Here is a 17,662-nt window from a genome sequence, read left to right on the forward strand (position 1 = left end):
CGGGCGTGCGTCAGCGCCCCCGCCGCCACGGGCCGGTGATGGCCAGCATGATGCCCGGTTCCTGGATGTTGGCGAAGAGGGTCCGCCCGTCCGGGGAGAAGCAGACACCGGTGAATTCCGAGTAGTCGGGCTCCGCCGCGGTCCCGTTGTTCAACTCGTTGCGCGCCAGCGGGTAGGTGCGCCCGTCCTCCGTGGCTCCGAAGAGGTGCTGGAGCCCGCTGCCGTCCTCCGCGATGATCAGACCGCCGTACGGGGAGACCGTGATGTTGTCGGGGCCGTCGAAGCCGCCCTCCGCCGACGGGGTGGCGTTCACGCCGAAGATCACCATCAGCCGGATCGTGCGCCGCTTCGGGTCGTAGAACCACACCTGCCCGTCGTGCGCCGCGCCCGGGCTCTCCTCACGGGCGTAGGAGGAGACGAAGTACGTCCCCCCGTCGGCCCACCACATGCCCTCCAGCTTGCGGGCCCGGGTCACCGCGCCCGCCGCGAACTGCTTGCGCACCGACAGCGTGCGCGCGTCCCGGTCGGTGACCTCCGCCCAGTCGACCCCGTAGACGGTCCCGACCTTGGTGGCACGGGAGAGGTCGTCCACGAACTGCCCGGCCTTGTCGAAGCACTTGGCCGCCGCCAGCACACCCGCGTCGGGGGCGAGCGTACGCAGCTTGCCGCGCCCGTGCCGGAAGCCCTGCGGCGGGGTCCAGCGGTACAGCAGCCCGTTGGGGTTCGAGGCGTCCTCGGTCAGGTAGGCGTGGCCGCTGTGCGGGTCGATCACCACGGCCTCGTGGGCGTACCGGCCGAAGGCTTTCACCGGCCGCGGGTCGCGGTTGGCCCGGCGGTCGTTCGGGTCGACCTCGAAGACGTAGCCGTGGTCCTTGGTCATCCCGTTCTTGCCGGCCAGGTCCTCGGTCTCCTCACAGGTCAGCCAGGTGTCCCAGGGGGTGGCCCCGCCCGCGCAGTTGGTCGACGTACCGGCGATGCCGACCCATTCGGCGACCTCGCCGCCGCGCCGGACCTCGACGACCGTGCAGCCGCCGGCCGCGGCGGGGTCGTAGACGAGGCCCTCGGCCAGCGGGACGGGGTGCGCCCAGGCGGCCCGCGCGCCCTTCAGCTCGTGGTTGTTGACCAGGAGGGTGACCCCGCGGTGGCCCTCGAAGGCGGCCGTCCCGTCGTGGTTGGACGGGGTGCTCTCGCCGGAGTCCAGCGTGGTGACCCCGCTGTGGGTGATCACGCGGTACGAGAACCCGGCCGGGAGGGCGAGCAGTCCGGCCGGGTCCGGGACGAGCGGGCCGTACCCGGGCTGCGCCGGGCGGCCGTGCTCGTCGTGGCGGGTCGTGTCGTCGGCGGCGAGGGCGCCGGGGGCGGTGGCGAGGGCGCCGACCGTCCCGGTGAGCGCGACACCCGCTCCGGCGAGGACGGTGCGGGCGGTGAAGTCTCTGCGGCTGAGCGGCATCGGGTCTCCTGGGTGGGGAGCGGGCGCGGATCTGCGGTCGGCGGGGTCAGAGTCCCGCCTCCACGTGAACGGAGGCTGACATCCCCGTGAGGAGGAGTGGTCCCCTCAAGAGGAGTGGTCCCCTCAAGAGGAGTGGTCCCCCTCAGGGGGAGTGGTCCCCTTGCCCGCCCGCCGCGTGTCCGCCGCCGGGCCCGCGGCTGACGGTCCGCCACCGATTGTCGGGCTCCCGGCCCGTGAGCGGCGCGTTACGCGCCGGACGGCTGCCGCGAACGGGCCTTGAAGGCGGCCTTGCGGGCCTCCTTCGCGGACTTGCGGTCCGGGTGCAGCCGTCCCATGGCCTCCAGCACCTGCGCCGTGTACGGGTGCTCGACCCGCCACACCGCGTCAAAGAATCCGGTGTGATGAGCTGTCAGGCTCGCCATCAGTCCGGGCAGTTCATCGGATTCCGCCTCCTCGCCGAGCTGGGCGGCGATCGTGTCGACGGTCAGCCAGAACACCATGGCCTCGGAGGGCGCGGGGATGTCGGCCGCGCCGTGCTCGGCGAGCCAGACCCGGGCGAGTCCGCCGAGTTCGGCGTCGTCCAGGACCGCCCTGATCAGGGGTTCCGCGGCCGGTCCGGCCGGGGCGAGGGCCTGCTGGCAGCGCAGCCGCCGCAGCGGCCCGCCCGCGTCCCCGCCGCGTGCGGCGGCGAGCAGTTCGGTGACGGCCTCCGGCAGTTCGCGGCCCTCGATCCACTGCTCGATCTCGGCCTGCGCGGCGCCCTCGGGGTAGCCGGAGACCGCGTCGAGCAGCGCGTCCGCGCCCTTGTCGGCGAGGTCACCGATGGCGGGCGCCTCGACCCCGGCCTCGCGCATCCGGGCACGGATCCCGTACAGGCCGAGCGGGGTCAGCCGGACCATGCCGTACCGGGAGACGTCCTCGTCGTCGAGGCCGTCGGCCGCCGGGAGCAGCCCGTCATCGTCGTCGGCTTCGGCTTCGGCCATCAGCTCCTCGTCGACCGGCCGGAACTCGACCAGCCCGATCGGCTCCAGCTGCCGGAACTGGTCGTCCAGGCGCATCATCGCGTCCGAGACCTGTTCCAGCACCTCGTTCGTGGGCTCGGCCATCCCGTCGGGCACGACCATCGAAGCGGCCAGGACGGGCAGCGGCACCGGGGTGTCGGCGGCGCCGCCCTCCGCGACGGTCAGCAGGTACAGGTTGGCGAGCACCCCGTCGAGGAAGTCGGCCTCGCGCTGCGGGTTCCAGTCGAGCCGGGTGAAGTCGATCTCGCCGCCCGCGTCCAGGGCCTCGACGAGGTCGTCGAGGTCGGGCACGGCCGCGTCCGCGAGGACCGCGTCGAGCGCGGCGAGCCACAGGTCCAGTACGTCGCCGGGCGCGCCGCCGGTCACCAGGGCCAGGTCCTCGCCCGGTCCGGCGACCCCGAAGGCACCGGATTCCTCGGCGAGTTCCGCGGCGGGGGGCTGCGCCGCGTCGGCTGCGTCCTCCGCGAGGTCCTCGACGTCGGTCACTTCCACCAGACCGGTGTCGACGGCCACCCGCCAGGCCTCGCTCGCGTACGCCGCCCCGTCCGCGTCGTCCTCGAAGCCGAGCAGCCGCACCGCCTCGGGCAGCCGGTCGGCGAGGAGTTCGCCGCCGGAGCCGACCGGGGTGCCGGGGGTGGCCCAGCGGGCCAGTCGCACGGCGCGGGCGAACAGCGGGGCGGCCAGGGCGTCGCGCGCCAGTTCCGCCTCGGAGTGCAGCCGGACCGGCGGCAACGTGGGGTGCGCCTCAGCGGACATGGGGTGGTTCTCCTCGCGTGAACTGTGTGACAGCGCCCACCAGCGTAGACGCATCGGGGCCGCTCCCCGCGGGTCATCGCCTTTGGTTCATCCCACAGTCAGCTGCCGTATTCCCTGGAGGCCTTGACAATGTCGCTGGCCACAAAGGAAATTGACGCGCGTAGATATGTGCGCAGACCTGTAGGGCGTCCCCCTGGAGCCCGAACGGATCGCGTGCCCGCTCCGCTCCACCCACCCACACACCGGAGTTCCTGCCCATGCGCTCCTCGCATCCCCGTTCCGCCGCCGTCGCGGCCCTCGTGGCCACCGCTCTGGCCACCGGTCTGCTCGCCGGCTCCGCCGATGCCGCCGAAGGCGCCGCGACCGCCGACGCGATACACATCCACGACATCCAGGGCACCACCCGCATATCGCCGCTGAACGGCAAGCCGGTCGCCGATGTCGCCGGAATCGTCACGGGCGTCCGCACCTACGGCTCGCGCGGCTTCTGGTTCCAGGACCCCGACGCGGACGACAACGACGCGACGAGCGAAGGCATCTTCGTCTTCACCGGCTCCGCGCCGACCGTCGCCGTCGGCGACGCGGTGACGGTCTCGGGCACGGTCGGCGAGTACATCCCCGGTGGCGCGAACTCCGGCAACCAGTCGGTCACCCAGATCACCAAGCCGGTCGTGACCGTGGTCTCCTCCGGCAACGCGCTCCCCGAGGCCGTCTCGGTCAACGAGTACTCGGTCCCGGCCGAGTACGCCCCGGCGGGCGACCCGGCCGCGGCCGGCAGCATCAACGGGCTGACCCTGGACCCCGCGCGCTACGCCCTGGACTACTACGAGTCGCTGGAGGGCATGAACGTAAAGATCGGCACCTCCCGCGTGGTCGGCGCCACCGACCCGTACGCGGAGCTGTGGGTCACGGTGAAGGGCTGGGAGAACCCCGTCAAGCGCGGCGGCACGCTCTACGGTTCGTACGAGTCCCAGAACACCGGCCGGATCCAGGTCCAGCAGCTCGCCCCGCTCGCCACCCAGCCCTTCCCCGTGGCGAACGTCGGCGACAAGCTGACCGGCACCACCGAAGGCCCCCTGGACTTCAACCAGTTCGGCGGCTACACCCTGGCGGCCCGCACCCTCGGCACGGTCAAGGCGGGCACCCTCGCCCCCGAGAAGACCAAGGCCCAGGAGGCCGACGAGCTGGCGGTGGCGACGTACAACGTCGAGAACCTCGACCCGACCGACCCGCAGACGAAGTTCGACAACCTGGCGAAGGCCGTCGTGGAGAACCTCGCCTCGCCCGACATCGTGGCCCTGGAGGAGATCCAGGACGACAACGGCGCCAAGAACGACGGCACCGTCTCCGCCGACCAGACGCTGACGAAGTTCACCGCGGCCGTCACCGCCGCGGGCGGTCCGGCGTACCAGTGGCGCTACATCAACCCGGAGAACAACAAGGACGGCGGCGAGCCCGGCGGCAACATCCGCCAGGTCTTCCTCTTCAACCCGCTGCGCGTCTCCTTCACCGACCGCGCCCCCGGTGACTCCTTCACCGCGACCGGCGTGACCACGGGCGACAAGGGCCAGGCGGCCCTGACCCACTCCCCCGGCCGGATCGACCCGGCGAACCCGGCGTGGACCGACAGCCGCAAGCCGCTCGCCGGCGAGTTCGTCTTCAAGGGCAAGACGGTCTTCGTGATCGCCAACCACTTCGCCTCGAAGGGCGGCGACGAGGGCCTGACCTCGGTCCACCAGCCCCCGGCGCGCTCCTCGGAGACCAAGCGGCTGCTCCAGGCGCAGGCCGTGAACGGCTTCGTCAAGAGCCTGCTGGCCACGCAGAAGGACGCGAAGGTCCTCGCGGTCGGCGACATCAACGACTTCGACTTCTCGGGCACCACGACCGCGCTGCGCGACGGCGGGGTGCTGTACCCGGCGATCCAGTCGCTGCCGAAGGCGGAGCGCTACTCGTACGTCTACCAGGGCAACGCCCAGGTGCTGGACCAGATCCTGACCAGCCCGGCGGTCAAGAAGTACACGTACGACAGCGTGCACATCAACGCCGAGTTCGCGGCGCAGAACAGCGACCACGACCCGCAGGTGCTGCGCTTCCGCCCGTGATCCTCATCCCGTGATCGCCATCCCGTGATCGCACCCCGTGATCCGCAGGGGGCCCGGCCGCCGTCCCGGCCGGGCCCCCTGCCACGTCCCCGGACGGGCCCGTTCCGCCCCGAGATCGGGACTTTCGGCCCTGGCGTGATCCTCGCCACACCCCTACTCATTCCGCGTTTTGTGGTGTTGAGTATCCACACGCCCGATCTTGTACCGCCCGCACTCCCCGGGAGGACCGCGTGTTCCCCTCCATTTCCCTGGCCCAGGAAATCGGCCTCGCCGTGCTGCTGGTGGCCGCCTTCATCTGGATCCTCGGCCTCGGCCACATGATGTGGGACAGCCGCTTCCACCACCCCGAGCCAGGCTCCTTCGAGGGCCTCTCGGTGATCCCGGCCCAGCGCGACTCCAGTGCCCACCCCCTGGAACGCGTGGAACTGACCGAGGCGGAACAGCAGGCCTTCGCGGGCCTGGTGCGCACGATCCCGCTGCACTGACGCACGAACGACGAAAAGCCCGTCGGCCGGAGATCCGGCCGACGGGCTTTTCGTCGTGTACAGCGTGTGCAGATCAGTTGTGGCTGTGCAGGATCTCGTTCAGGCCGCCCCAGACCGCGTTGTTCGGGCGGGCCTCGACGGCGCCGGTGACCGAGTTGCGGCGGAAGAGAATGTTGTCCGCGCCGGACAGCTCCAGGGCCTTGACGATCTGGCCGTCCGGGAGGGTGACGCGGGTGCCCGCGGTCACGTACAGGCCGGCCTCGACGACGCACTCGTCGCCCAGGGCGATGCCGACGCCCGCCTCGGCGCCGACCAGGGAGCGCTCACCGATCGAGATGCGCTGCTTGCCGCCGCCCGAGAGGGTGCCCATGGTGGACGCGCCGCCGCCGATGTCGGAGCCGTCGCCGACGACGACGCCCGCGGAGATCCGGCCCTCGACCATGGAGGTGCCGAGGGTGCCCGCGTTGAAGTTGACGAAGCCCTCGTGCATGACGGTGGTGCCCTCGGCGAGGTGCGCGCCGAGGCGGACGCGGTCGGCGTCGGCGATGCGCACGCCCTTGGGGGCGACGTAGTCGGTCATGCGCGGGAACTTGTCGATCGAGGTGACCTGGAGGTGCAGGCCCTCGGCGCGCGCGTTGAGCCGGACGGTCTCGACCTGGTCGACGGCGACCGGGCCCAGCGAGGTCCAGGCGACGTTGGCGAGCAGGCCGAAGAGGCCGTCGAGGTTCTGGCCGTGCGGCTGGACCAGGCGGTGGCTGAGCAGGTGCAGGCGCAGGTACGCGTCGTGCGCGTCCAGCGGCTTGTCGTCCAGGGAGGAGATCACCGTGCGGACCGCTACGACCTCGACGCCGCGGACCGCGTCCTGGCGGACCGCCTTCGGCGCCGCGGCGCCGAGCAGCTCGACGGCCTGCTCGGCCGTGAGGCGCTCGGTGCCGGCCGGGCCGGGCTCGGCGACCAGCTGGGGGGCGGGGAACCAGGTGTCGAGGACGGTGCCGTCGGCGGCGAGGGTGGCAAGTCCGGCGGCGACGGCGCCGGTGGTACGCGTAGCAGTCATGCCCGAAACCTAACCGGCGACGGCCCGCCGGAGCGAACCGGTCTCATGTGCCGGTCGCCGCGCGCGCCGCGCGACCCACCCTGATCTGCGCGGACGCGCACAGGACGGCCACCCCGGCGCCGCCCGCGAGCAGGGCGCACAGCGGCCAGAGCAGGCCGGGCGCGGCGGCGTACAGGGCCCCGCCGAGCGGCGGGGCGAGCACCACCCCGCTGACCGAGACTCCGGCGTACAGACTCTGGAAGCGGCCGATGGCGTGCTCGGGGGCCTGGTCCGCCATGTAGGCGGTGGCGGTGGTCTTGTAGAGGATCTCGCCGAGGCTCACCAGCAGCATCATCGCGGCCGTGCTCGCCACTGAGGCCCCGAGGAGCAGGGCCGCGTACCCCGCCCCCACCAGGACCAGTCCGGCGCCGATGACGCGCAGCGGCGGGCGGGCGCGCAGGGCGACGGCGGCGGGGAGTTCCAGCAGCATGACGACGGCGCCGTTCAGGGCGATGGCGAAGCCGAAGACGCGGGCGTCGAGGCCGTGGTCGGCGAGGAAGACGGGGAAGGCGGAGTACTGCTGGCGGTAGACGAAGTCGACGGCCAGGATCGCGCCGAGCAGCAGGAGTACGGCGGGCCGCGCGCGCAGTTCGGACCAGAGGCCGCCGCGGCCCGGACCCCCGTCCCGGGCCGCGGCGGAGCGTGCGGCGCCGCGGGCCGGGACGGCCCGGGCGGTCCACAGGGCGAAGCCGAGGGTGCCGATGCCGTCGCAGACGAAGAGCCAGTCGTACGAGACGGCGGTGGCGACCAGGGCGCCGAGCGGCGGGCCGATGATGAAGCCGCCGTTGGAGGCGCTGCGCACGACGGCGTAGGCCTGGCGGCGGGAGCCTTCGGGGACGGTCACGGCGACCAGCGCCCCGTTGGCGGCGCGGATCACCCCGGCGGCGTACTGGGCCAGCGGCAGGGCGGCGAACAGCAGCGGCGTGGGCAGCAGCGGGAAGGCCATCAGGACGAGCCCGCCGAGGCCGGAGGCGGTCAGCAGCACCCGGCGGTGGCCGAAGCGGTCGCCGTACCAGCCGCCGGTGAAGTTCCCGGCGACCATGCCGATGCCGCCGAGGCCGGTGACCAGCCCGGCCTCGGTGACCGCGAGGCCGCGCGGTCCGGTCAGGTACAGGAAGACGAAGACGAAGGTGAAGCTGACGACGGCGTTGACGAACACCCCCGCCGCCAGCAGCCACACCACACGTGGCACGTCCTTGAATCCCCGCAGCATGTCCGCCCCCGGCTTTCGTTCTGAGTCACTCCGAGTCAGTTCCTTTTGGGAACGGACTATGTCAGCATGACAGCCTCGGGTCAACGGACAAAGGAGTGCCCATGGCCCAGCGCACCCAGCTCGGCGACGCCGACTGCGCCATCGCCCAGGCCCTCGACGTCGTGGGCGACTGGTGGACGCTGCTGATCGTGCGCGACAGCGCGCGCGGTCTGCACCGGTTCGAGGAGTTGCAGCGCGAGCTGGGCATGTCACGCAAGGTGCTGAGCGAGCGGCTGCGGCTGCTCGTCGAAGCGGGCGTGCTCACGCGCGAGCCGTACCAGGAACGTCCGGTGCGGCACGAATACCGGCTGACCCCGCGGGGGCGGGCGCTGCTGCCGGTGCTGGTGGCCCTCCAGGACTGGGGGGACGCCTGGATCCTGGGAGAGGGAGAGATGACGGCGACCGCCGACGAGGCCTCGCGGGAGGCGGCGCGCGTGCACGCACTCAAGGGCACGCGGGTACCGGAGCTGCTGCTGCCGGACGGTTCCGGGGCGCTGCGCGACCCGGTCGCGGACAGCCCGTACACCGTTCTGTACTGCTTCCCCGGCGCCTACGCCCGCGCCGAGTCCTACCCGCCCGGCTGGGCCGGGATCCCGGGGGCCAAGGGCTGCACGCTGGAATCCTGCACCTACCGCGACCAGCTGGCCGAGTTCACGGCGGCGGGGGCGACGGTGCACGGCGTCTCGACCCAGCGCCCGGACGAGCAGCGGGAGTTCGCCCGGGCCGAGGGGCTGCGCTTCCCGCTGCTCTCGGACGCGGGGCTCTCGCTGGTGGCGGCGCTGCGGCTGCCGACCTTCCGGGCGGCGGGGGTGAGCCGGCTCAAGAGGCTCACCCTGGTGGTGGCGCGGGACCGGACCGTCGTCGAGACGATCTATCCGGTTACGGACATCGAGGCGAGCGTCACGGCCGCGCTCGCGGCCGTCCGGGCGGCCTCCGCGCAACCCAGCCCCGCCGGCGTTTGAGGCGCCCCCGGAGAGCCAAACCGGCCGCACCGCACCAGGATCGATCGCGCTCAAACGCCGCGCGGGCTGATGTCGCCTCCGGCGGGCCCTCAAACGCCGGGCAGGCTGGAATTGCCCTCCGGGCGACTGGAACACCGGGGTGCGCTCAGCCGGCGACGGGCCGGAGCACCGCTGGAATTGCCCTCCGGGCGGCTGGAACACCGAGGCGCCCTCAGCCGGCGGCCGGCCGGAGCACCCGGGACAGGACCTCGCGGGCGTAGGCCTCGTCGTAGTCGGCCCCCGTCAGCAGCACCTGGAGGCCGATCCCGTCCAGCACCGCCACCAGCGCCCGCGCCGTCACCGGATCGGTGCGTTCCGCGAGGATGGCGGCCACCGCCTCGCCCCACTCCGCGGCCACCGGCCGCAGCGCGGGGCGGCGCAGGGCGGCCAGGTACAGCTCGTACTCCAGCTCCACCCGCCCCCGGTCCGCCGCCAGCGTCCCGCCCAGCACCCGGGCCAGCGCGGCCGCCAGGTCGCCCGCCGGGTCCGCCAGATCGGGGCTCTGCGCCAGCGCCCGGGCGAAGCCCTCGTTGGCCTGGCGCAGGGCCGCGACCAGGAGTTCGTCCAGGGTCTTGAAGTGGTAGGTCGTCGAGCCGAGCGGTACGTCCGCGGCGGCGGCCACGCTGCGGTGCGTCAGCCCCGCGATCCCCTTGTCGCCGACGATCCGGATCGCCGCGTCGATGATCCGCTGCCGCCGCTCGGGGTCGTACCGGCGCACGCCCCCGGCGCCCGGGCCCATCAGTGCGCCCCGCCCACGTTCAGCAGGACCACACCACCGATGACCAGCGCTATCCCGGCGATCTTCGCGGCGGTGGCCGGTTCGCCCATGAAGACCATGCCGATCGCGGCGATGGCGGCGGTGCCGACCCCGGCCCAGATCGCGTACGCCGTGCCGACCGACAGGGTCTTCAGCGTCTGCGCGAGCAGGGTGAAGGCGATGACGTAGCCGAGCAGGGTCCCGAGCGAGGGCCACAGCCGGGTGAACCCGTCGCTGAACTTCATGGCGGTGGTCCCGGCCACCTCGGCGGCGATGGCTGCGGCGAGCAGTACGTACGGCATGCGTACAAGGGTACACATCGTTGTGTACCCCCGTACACATCCATGCCCAGCCGGGTCGGCTAGCCGACCGTGAACCAGCCCGAGCGTGACTTCTTCCACTCCGGGTGCGTCAGGTCCTTGGCCGCGATCCCGTCCCCGTACAGGTCCGCCGAACCGCAGTCGGTGATCAGCTGCACCCGCGCCCCGGGCACGTTCAGGTCCGGCACGTCGACGATGGCCTCCCAGCCGCCCGCGTCACTGGTCGGCAGGTCGGTCCGCTTCACCGGGGCGTGCCCGGGAACCCCGTCCCAGGAGTAGAGGGCGTAGGGGTCGGTGTTGTCATCGGCGGCCCAGGAGCCCGCCAGGATCAGGTACTGGTCCGCCGCGTTCTTGCGGATGTCACGGATCGCGAGCCCGCCCAGGTCCAGCTCGATGCCCGGCCCGAAGACGGCCTTGGCGCCGCTCGCGAGCACCCTGTCGAAGTTGGTCACCGGCACGATCAGGGCCTTGCCGCCGGGGACGGCGGGCGCCAGCGGCGCGCGGAAGCCCAGGTAGGCGGTGGTGGTGGAGCCGGGCGCGAACTCCAGGCCCTCCACGTTGAACCCGTCGATCTGCTTGGGCGCCTGACCCGCGGCGGTGCCCGCGGCGAAGCCGTAGCGGTTGCCGTTCGCCGTGTCCCAGGCGACCAGGTCGTCGCGGAGCTTCGCGTACGAACGCCCGTAGGCGAGCTGCGTGGTGGAGCCGGACCCGCTCACGGTCGTGGTGAACACCGTGTTCCGGGGGGCCTTGTACTCGCCGTCCTTGTTGTTGCCGAGCGAACCGGTCCAGTAGATGGTGTCGCCGATGCGCGTGGCGCCCTCGATGTCCACCTCCTTGGTGACCCCGAGCTGCGCGCTGAAGTCCCAGGTCCTGACGGGCGCCCCGGACGCGGAACGGTCGTACATCCGCAGCACGTTGGACTCGTCGTCGGCGACGACGGTGTAGCCGCCGCCGACGTCCACGGCGGCCGAGGCGTCCGAGGATCCGGTCAGATAGCGGGCGTCGGCCGGGTTCTGCACGGCCGCCGAGGCCGCGTAGGACAGGGTCTTGGTGGCGCTCTTGCCGCCCAGACCGGTCACCTTGACGGTGAGGTTGGTGTAGCCGCGGCCGCGCGCGGTGACGGCGAGCTGCCGGACCGCTCCGGCCCCGGTGACGGTCACGTCGCCGGTCCCGGCCACCGAGGACGTGCTCGATGCGGACGCGCTGACGGTGAGCGCCGAGACGTCGGCGCCGCTCTGCGCGACGGTGACGTTGACCAGCGGGTCGCCGACCCCGCCGACGGCGCCGGAGAGGTATCCGGCGGACAGCGCGATGGTCGGCGTGCCGTACGTCGCCGCCTGCGCGGGCATGTTCATCAGGCCGGCCAGCATCAGCGCGGCGATCCCCGCGGTACCCAGCCGCTTCTGCGTCTGCTTCTTCATCGAGTTCCCCCACGGACGGAATTGAGCGTGAACCATGCGGACCGGGACTTCTTCCACTCCGGGTGGCCGAGGTCCTTGGCCTCGGTGCCGTCGCCGTACAGGTCGGCGGAGCCGCTGTCGGTGATCAGCTGGACGCGGGCGCCGGGCGCCCGCAGGTCGGGCACGGCGACCACCGCTTCCCAGCCACCGGGGTCGGTGGTGGGCAGGTCGAGCCGCTTCTTCGGCGCGTGGCCGGGGACCCCGTCCCAGGAGTAGAGGGCGTAGGGGTCGGTGTTGTCGTCGGCGGCCCAGGAGCCCGCCAGGATCAGGTACTGGTCCGCCGCGTTCTTGCGGATGTCACGGATGGCGAGCCCGCCCAGGTCCAGCTCGATGGCCGGCCCGAAGACGGCCTTCGCCCCCTTCGCCACCACCTGGTCGATGTTCGTGACGGGCACGATCAGGGCCTTGCCGCCGGGGACGGCGGGCGCCAGCGGCGCGCGGAAGCCCAGGTAGGCGGTGGTGGTGGAGCCGGGCGCGAACTCCAGGCCCTCCACGTTGAACCCGTCGATCCGCTTGGGGACCTGCCCGGCGGCGGTGCCCGCGGCGAAGCCGTAGCGGTTCCCGTTCGCCGTGTCCCAGGCGATCAGGTCCTCGCGCAGACCCTTGTACGCGGCGGTGAAGGTGACCTCGGTGGCGGCGCCGCTGCCGGTGATCTTCGTGGTGAAGAGCGTGTTGCGGTCCGCCTTGTACTTGCCGTCCTTGTTGTTGCCGAGCGAACCCGTCCAGTAGACGGTGTCGCCGACCCGGGCGGCGGCCTCGATGTCGACTTCCTTCTTCACGCCGAGCGCGGCGCCGAGGTCCCAGGTCTTGACCGGCGCGCCGGACCGGGAACGGTCGTACAGCCGCAGCACGTTGGTCTCGTCGTCGGCCACCAGCGCGTACCCGCCGCCCGCGTCCACGGCCGCCGAGGCGTCCGAGGAGCCGGTGAGGTAGCGCGTGCCCGCCGCGCCGCCGCTCACCCGCGCCGAGGCGGCGTAGCCGAGGGTGGCGGTGGCCGTCTTCCCGCCGCGCCCGGTGACCTGGACCGTCAGCTCGGTGTAGCCCCGCCCGCGCGGGCGCACGGTCAGCTCGCGCCCGCCCCGGGTGCGGTCGATGCGTACGTCGCCGGGCGCGGCGACCGCCGGATTGCTGGAGGCGATGACGCTGACCTTGAGCTGTGCTCCGGGCGCCCCGGCCTGCGTGACGTCCACGCCGACCCCCGGGTCTCCGACCGCGCCGACGGCGCCCGACAGGTACCCGGCGGAGAGCGCGATGGTCGGCGCGGGCGCCTCCGCCGCGAAGGCGGGCGCGGTGAGCCCGGCGACGAGCAGGGCCGCGGCCCCGGCGGCTCCCACGGCGCCCAGGCGGCGTGCCGGTGCGGGACGAAGGTTCACGGGGGGTCCTCTCGACTGCTGCGCCGCCAGGACATGACGGCCGTCGAGAAGATTCGGCCACCGTGGCCAACTCCCGGTGCACGCGGCCCGTCCGCCGGGAGAACAGCGGCCCCCGGAAAGCACGGGACCCCCCGCACTCGCGTGCGGGGGGTCCCGTGTCAAAAATCTGCGATCAGACCGGTCAGACGTTGAAGCCGAGCGCGCGCAGCTGCTCGCGGCCGTCGTCGGTGATCTTGTCCGGGCCCCACGGCGGCATCCACACCCAGTTGATGCGCAGCTCGTTGACGATGCCCTCCGTCGCCGACTTCGCCTGGTCCTCGATCACGTCGGTCAGCGGGCAGGCCGCGGACGTCAGCGTCATGTCGAGGGTGGCGATGTTCGCGTCGTCGACGTGGATGCCGTAGATCAGCCCCAGGTTGACGACGTCGATGCCCAGCTCGGGGTCGACCACGTCGTAGAGGGCCTCGCGGACCTCTTCCTCACTGGCCGGCGTGATCGACGCCTCGGGCGTCGCGTTCTCGGTCATGCCGTCTTCCTCTCCGCGTCGCCCAGCACCTGGGCGGTCGCGTCCTTCCACGCCATCCAGCTCAGCAGAGCACACTTGACCCGCGCGGGAAACTTGGCGACACCGGCGAACGCGACCGCGTCCTCCAGTACCTCTTCCATGGCCTCGTCGGGCTCGATCTTGCCCTTCGACTGCATCAGCTCCAGGAAGGTCTCCTGGATCCGGCGCGCGTCGGCGAGGTCCTTGCCGACCAGCAGCTCGTTCAGTACGGACGCGCTGGCCTGGCTGATGGAGCAGCCCTGGCCCTCGTAGGAGACGTCGGTCAGCGTCTCGCCGTCGTACTTCACGCGCAGCGTGATCTCGTCACCGCACGTCGGGTTGACGTGGTGCACCTCGGCGTCGCCGTCGCGCAGGCCACGCCCGTGCGGGTGCTTGTAGTGGTCCAGGATCAGTTCCTGGTACATCGAATCCAGCTTCACAGCGTCCTCGTCGTCCTCGTCCTCGTCAGCCGAAGAAGTTCCGTACGTGCTCCAGCCCGTCGATCAGTGCGTCGACCTCGGCAGGAGAGGAGTACAGGTAGAACGACGCTCGCGTGGTCGCGGGAATTCCGTAGCGCAGGCAGACGGGGCGCGCGCAGTGGTGTCCCACGCGGACCGCGATGCCCTGCTCGTCCAGGACCTGGCCGACGTCGTGCGGGTGGATGTCGCCGAGCACGAAGGAGATGGCCGCGCCGCGGTCCTCGGCCGTGGTGGGGCCGATGATCCGCAGGTCGGGGACTTCGAGCAGGCGCTTGACCGCGTACTCGGTGATCGCGTGCTCGTGCGCGGCGATCTTGTCCATGCCGATCGCGGTCAGGTAGTCCACGGCCGCGCCGAGGCCGACGGCCTGGGCGATCGGGGGCGTACCCGCCTCGAACTTGTGCGGTGCGGGGGCGTAGGTCGAGGCGTGCATCGACACGGTCTCGATCATCTCGCCGCCACCGAGGAACGGCGGCAGGTCCTCCAGCAGCTCCTGGCGTCCCCACAGGACGCCGATGCCGGTCGGGCCGCACATCTTGTGGCCGGTGAAGGCCACGAAGTCGGCGCCGAGCGCCTGTACGTCGAGCGGCATGTGCGGAGCGGCCTGCGAGGCGTCGATCAGCACCAGGGCGCCGACCTCCTGCGCGCGCCGGACGATCTGCTCGACCGGGTTGACCGTGCCCATGATGTTGGAGACCAGCGTGAAGGAGACGATCTTCGTCTTCTCCGTGATGACCTCTTCGATGTTGGACAGGTCGAGGCGGCCGTCGTCGGTGAGGCCGAACCACTTCAGCTTCGCGCCGGTGCGCTGCGAGAGCAGCTGCCACGGCACGATGTTGGAGTGGTGCTCCATCTCCGTGATGGCGATCTCGGTCTCGCGGTCGACCCGGTAGGGCTCGTCCGCCCAGCCGAGCATGTTCGCGACCAGGTTGAGCGACTCCGAGGCGTTCTTGGTGAAGATCACCTCGTCGCGGCTCGGCGCGTTGATGAAGGCGGCGACCTTGTCGCGGGCGCCCTCGTACAGCGCCGTGGCCTCCTCGGCGAGCACGTGCACGCCGCGGTGGACGTTGGCGTTGTGCTGCTCGTAGTACTCGTTCAGCGCGTCGAGCACCTGGCGCGGCTTCTGCGAAGTCGCCGCGTTGTCCAGATAAACGATCTTCTTCCCGTCGTGGACCACACGATCCAGCAGGGGGAAGTCCTTGCGGATCGCCTCGATGTCGAGGAGGCCAGGCAGCTGTGTCACGCGGTAGCGCCACCCTTCGTGCTGTACGCCTCGTAGCCTTCGGCCTCCAGCTTGTCGGCGAGTTCGGCGCCGCCGGACTCGACGATGCGGCCCTCGGAGAAGACGTGGACGAAGTCGGGCTTGATGTAACGGAGGATCCGCGTGTAGTGCGTGATCAGCAGGGTGCCGACCTCGCCGGTCTCGCGGACGCGGTTGACGCCCTCGGAGACCTGGCGCAGCGCGTCGACGTCGAGGCCGGAGTCGGTCTCGTCGAGGATCGCGATCTTCGGCTTGAGGAGCTCCAGCTGGAGGATCTCGTGGCGCTTCTTCTCACCGCCGGAGAAGCCCTCGTTGACGTTGCGCTCGGCGAAGGCCGGGTCCATCTGGAGCTGCTCCATCGCGGACTTGACCTCCTTCACCCAGGTGCGCAGCTTGGGGGCCTCGCCGCGGATCGCCGTGGCCGACGTACGCAGGAAGTTGGAGACCGAGACGCCGGGGACCTCGACCGGGTACTGCATGGCGAGGAAGACGCCCGCGCGGGCACGCTCGTCGACGGACATCTCCAGGACGTCTTCGCCGTCGAGGGTCACGGTGCCACCGGTGATGGTGTACTTCGGGTGACCGGCGAGCGAGTACGCGAGGGTGGACTTGCCGGAGCCGTTCGGACCCATGATGGCGTGCGTCTCACCCTGCTTGACGGTGAGGTCGACGCCCTTGAGGATCTCGCGGGCGCCGTTTTCGGCCTCGACGGAGACGTGCAGGTCGTGGATTTCAAGCGTTGCCATGGATACCTCAGGACTCCTGGGTGAGGGAGACGAGCACGTCGTCCCCTTCGATCTTTACGGGGTATACGGGGACGGGACGCGTCGCCGGAAGGCCGGACGGCTTGCCGGTCCGCAGATCGAACGCCGAGCCGTGCAGCCAGCATTCGATCATGCAGTCGTCGACCTCGCCCTCCGAGAGGGAGACGTTCGCGTGCGAGCAGATGTCGTTGATCGCGAACACCTCCCCCTCGGTGAGGACGACGGACACCGGCGTGCCGTCGAGTTCCACCCGCTTGGGGGTGTCCTTCTCCAGCTCGCTCAGCGCACAGGCCTTGACGTACGTCATCAGACGGACGCCTGCAGCTCGGCGTCGATCTTCGCCAGCAGGCGCTCCTCGATGTCGTCGACACCGATCTGCTGGACCAGCTCGGCGAAGAAGCCGCGCACGACCAGGCGGCGGGCTTCGTCGGCCGGGATGCCGCGGGACTGCAGGTAGAAGAGCTGCTCGTCGTCGAAGCGGCCGGTCGCGGAGGCGTGGCCGGCGCCGACGATCTCGCCGGTCTCGATCTCCAGGTTCGGCACCGAGTCGACCCGCGCGCCGTCCGTGAGGACGAGGTTGCGGTTCATCTCGTAGGTGTCGGTGCCCTCGGCGGTCTTCTCGATCAGGACGTCGCCGATCCAGACCGCGTGCGCGTCCTGGCCCTGCAGCGCGCCCTTGTAGACCACGTGGGACTTGCAGTGCGGGGCACCGTGGTCGACCAGGAGGCGGTGCTCCTGGTGCTGGCCCTGGTCGGTGAAGTACAGGCCGAGCAGCTCGGCCTCGCCGCCGGGACCGGCGTAGTTCACGCGCGGGTGCAGCCGGACGAGGTCGCCGCCGAAGGTGATCACGATCGACTTGAAGGTGGCGTCACGGCCGACCAGCGCGTTGTGCTGGGAGCAGTGGACGGCGGTGTCGTCCCAGTCCTGGACCGAGACCACGGTGAGCTTGGCGCCGTCGCCGACCAGGAAGTCGACGTTGGCGGCGCGCACGCCGTCACCGGTGTGGTCGATGACGATGATCGCCTCGGCGAAGGCCTGCACGTCGAAGACGGTGTGACCGAAGGTGGTGCCGCCCTCGCCGTGGAGGGAGACGCGCACCGGCTCGGTGAGCACCGCCTCCTTGGGCACGGTGACGACCGTGGCCTTGGCGAACGACGAGAACGCCTGGGCCGCGACGCGGTCGACCGGCGTACCGGCCTTGCCGACGCGGGCGTCGTCGCGGTCCACCGACTCGATGGTGACGCCTTCGGGCGCATCGATCTGCGCCTTCATGGTGCCGTTGGCGACCGCGGTGCCGTCGTGGAGACCGCGCAGGCGGGCCAGCGGGGTGAAGCGCCACTCCTCCTCACGGCCGTGGGGCACGGGGAAGTCCGCCACGTCGAAGGACGGGGGCGCGCTCATCCGGGTGGCGACGGTGGATTCGGCGGCCACCGCGATCGCGCCGGCGGTGGTCGAACCCGCCGCGGGGGTACCTCCCTGGACCGTCTGGTCCTGGGGAGCGTTCTGAGCCTCTGCCATGGCTGTCGTCTTGCTCTCTTCCTGC

The 17,662-nt window shown here is 71.6% G+C and carries 17 protein-coding genes; 3 read left to right on the top strand and 14 right to left on the bottom strand.

Annotated elements, in window-relative coordinates; genetic code table 11:
* Positions 1-10: 10 nt before the first annotated feature.
* Both OHS33_RS08575 and OHS33_RS08580 read right to left on the bottom strand, forming a co-directional pair.
* Entirely contained in the window at positions 11-1,450 is a 1,440-nt protein-coding gene (locus OHS33_RS08575) for an alkaline phosphatase PhoX (protein WP_330329773.1), read from the bottom strand.
* Positions 1,451-1,695: 245 nt separating this feature from the next.
* Positions 1,696-3,228 carry a hypothetical protein gene (locus OHS33_RS08580; RefSeq protein ID WP_330329774.1) on the bottom strand — a complete coding sequence of 511 codons (1,533 nt, stop codon included), beginning with the start codon at positions 3,226-3,228 and terminating at the stop codon, positions 1,696-1,698.
* Positions 3,229-3,485: 257 nt separating this feature from the next.
* Here OHS33_RS08580 and OHS33_RS08585 point away from each other — a divergent pair, with 257 nt between their 5' ends.
* Together OHS33_RS08585 and OHS33_RS08590 are read left to right on the top strand one after the other, a co-directional pair.
* Complete coding sequence (locus OHS33_RS08585; protein ID WP_330329775.1) at positions 3,486-5,330, top strand: endonuclease/exonuclease/phosphatase family protein; 1,845 nt, start codon at positions 3,486-3,488, stop codon at positions 5,328-5,330.
* A gap of 230 nt (positions 5,331-5,560) precedes the next feature.
* On the top strand, positions 5,561-5,815 hold the full coding sequence (locus OHS33_RS08590; protein WP_330329776.1) for a hypothetical protein: 255 nt from the start codon (positions 5,561-5,563) through the stop codon (positions 5,813-5,815).
* A 73-nt stretch (positions 5,816-5,888) separates the two neighbouring features.
* Here the strand turns inward: OHS33_RS08590 and dapD are convergent, their stop codons facing one another.
* Both dapD and OHS33_RS08600 read right to left on the bottom strand, forming a co-directional pair.
* Positions 5,889-6,869 (bottom strand): 2,3,4,5-tetrahydropyridine-2,6-dicarboxylate N-succinyltransferase, encoded by a 981-nt coding sequence (gene dapD / locus OHS33_RS08595; RefSeq protein ID WP_330329777.1) that lies wholly within the window; start codon positions 6,867-6,869, stop codon positions 5,889-5,891.
* A gap of 43 nt (positions 6,870-6,912) precedes the next feature.
* Positions 6,913-8,100: an MFS transporter gene (locus OHS33_RS08600; RefSeq protein WP_443065267.1), complete on the bottom strand. Its 1,188-nt coding sequence runs from the start codon at positions 8,098-8,100 to the stop codon at positions 6,913-6,915.
* 122 nt (positions 8,101-8,222) lie between these two features.
* Between OHS33_RS08600 and OHS33_RS08605 the strand changes: the two genes are divergently transcribed.
* Positions 8,223-9,122: a winged helix-turn-helix transcriptional regulator gene (locus OHS33_RS08605; RefSeq protein WP_330329779.1), complete on the top strand. Its 900-nt coding sequence runs from the start codon at positions 8,223-8,225 to the stop codon at positions 9,120-9,122.
* Between the two features lie 211 nt (positions 9,123-9,333).
* Here the strand turns inward: OHS33_RS08605 and OHS33_RS08610 are convergent, their stop codons facing one another.
* The 10 genes from OHS33_RS08610 to sufD form a co-directional block, all read right to left on the bottom strand.
* Complete coding sequence (locus OHS33_RS08610) at positions 9,334-9,900, bottom strand: TetR/AcrR family transcriptional regulator (protein ID WP_330329780.1); 567 nt, start codon at positions 9,898-9,900, stop codon at positions 9,334-9,336.
* On the bottom strand, positions 9,900-10,220 hold the full coding sequence (locus tag OHS33_RS08615; protein WP_330329781.1) for a DMT family transporter: 321 nt from the start codon (positions 10,218-10,220) through the stop codon (positions 9,900-9,902). Before OHS33_RS08615 ends, OHS33_RS08610 begins: the two co-directional genes overlap by 1 nt.
* A 59-nt stretch (positions 10,221-10,279) precedes the next feature.
* Positions 10,280-11,608: a hypothetical protein gene (locus OHS33_RS08620; RefSeq protein WP_443065425.1), complete on the bottom strand. Its 1,329-nt coding sequence runs from the start codon at positions 11,606-11,608 to the stop codon at positions 10,280-10,282.
* A 47-nt stretch (positions 11,609-11,655) separates the two neighbouring features.
* Positions 11,656-13,071, bottom strand: a complete 1,416-nt coding sequence (locus OHS33_RS08625) for a DUF3616 domain-containing protein (RefSeq protein ID WP_443065268.1) — start codon at positions 13,069-13,071, stop codon at positions 11,656-11,658.
* Between the two features lie 181 nt (positions 13,072-13,252).
* The gene (locus tag OHS33_RS08630; protein WP_330329783.1) at positions 13,253-13,597 is read right to left on the bottom strand and encodes a metal-sulfur cluster assembly factor; all 345 of its coding nucleotides are present in this window, start codon (positions 13,595-13,597) and stop codon (positions 13,253-13,255) included.
* Positions 13,594-14,055, bottom strand: a complete 462-nt coding sequence (gene sufU / locus OHS33_RS08635; protein WP_330329784.1) for a Fe-S cluster assembly sulfur transfer protein SufU — start codon at positions 14,053-14,055, stop codon at positions 13,594-13,596. The genes OHS33_RS08630 and sufU overlap by 4 nt, the downstream gene beginning before the upstream one ends.
* Positions 14,056-14,080: 25 nt before the next feature.
* Positions 14,081-15,337 carry a cysteine desulfurase gene (locus OHS33_RS08640; protein WP_330329785.1) on the bottom strand — a complete coding sequence of 419 codons (1,257 nt, stop codon included), beginning with the start codon at positions 15,335-15,337 and terminating at the stop codon, positions 14,081-14,083.
* Positions 15,334-16,101 carry a Fe-S cluster assembly ATPase SufC gene (gene sufC, locus OHS33_RS08645; RefSeq protein WP_330329786.1) on the bottom strand — a complete coding sequence of 256 codons (768 nt, stop codon included), beginning with the start codon at positions 16,099-16,101 and terminating at the stop codon, positions 15,334-15,336. Before sufC ends, OHS33_RS08640 begins: the two co-directional genes overlap by 4 nt.
* A gap of 7 nt (positions 16,102-16,108) precedes the next feature.
* Positions 16,109-16,426, bottom strand: a complete 318-nt coding sequence (locus OHS33_RS08650) for a non-heme iron oxygenase ferredoxin subunit (RefSeq protein ID WP_330329787.1) — start codon at positions 16,424-16,426, stop codon at positions 16,109-16,111.
* Positions 16,426-17,637 (bottom strand): Fe-S cluster assembly protein SufD, encoded by a 1,212-nt coding sequence (gene sufD, locus OHS33_RS08655; RefSeq protein WP_330329788.1) that lies wholly within the window; start codon positions 17,635-17,637, stop codon positions 16,426-16,428. Before sufD ends, OHS33_RS08650 begins: the two co-directional genes overlap by 1 nt.
* Positions 17,638-17,662 lie beyond the last annotated feature (25 nt).

Origin of the sequence: Streptomyces sp. NBC_00536 (assembly GCF_036346295.1) — a bacterium.
Taxonomy (GTDB): Bacteria; Actinomycetota; Actinomycetes; order Streptomycetales; family Streptomycetaceae; genus Streptomyces.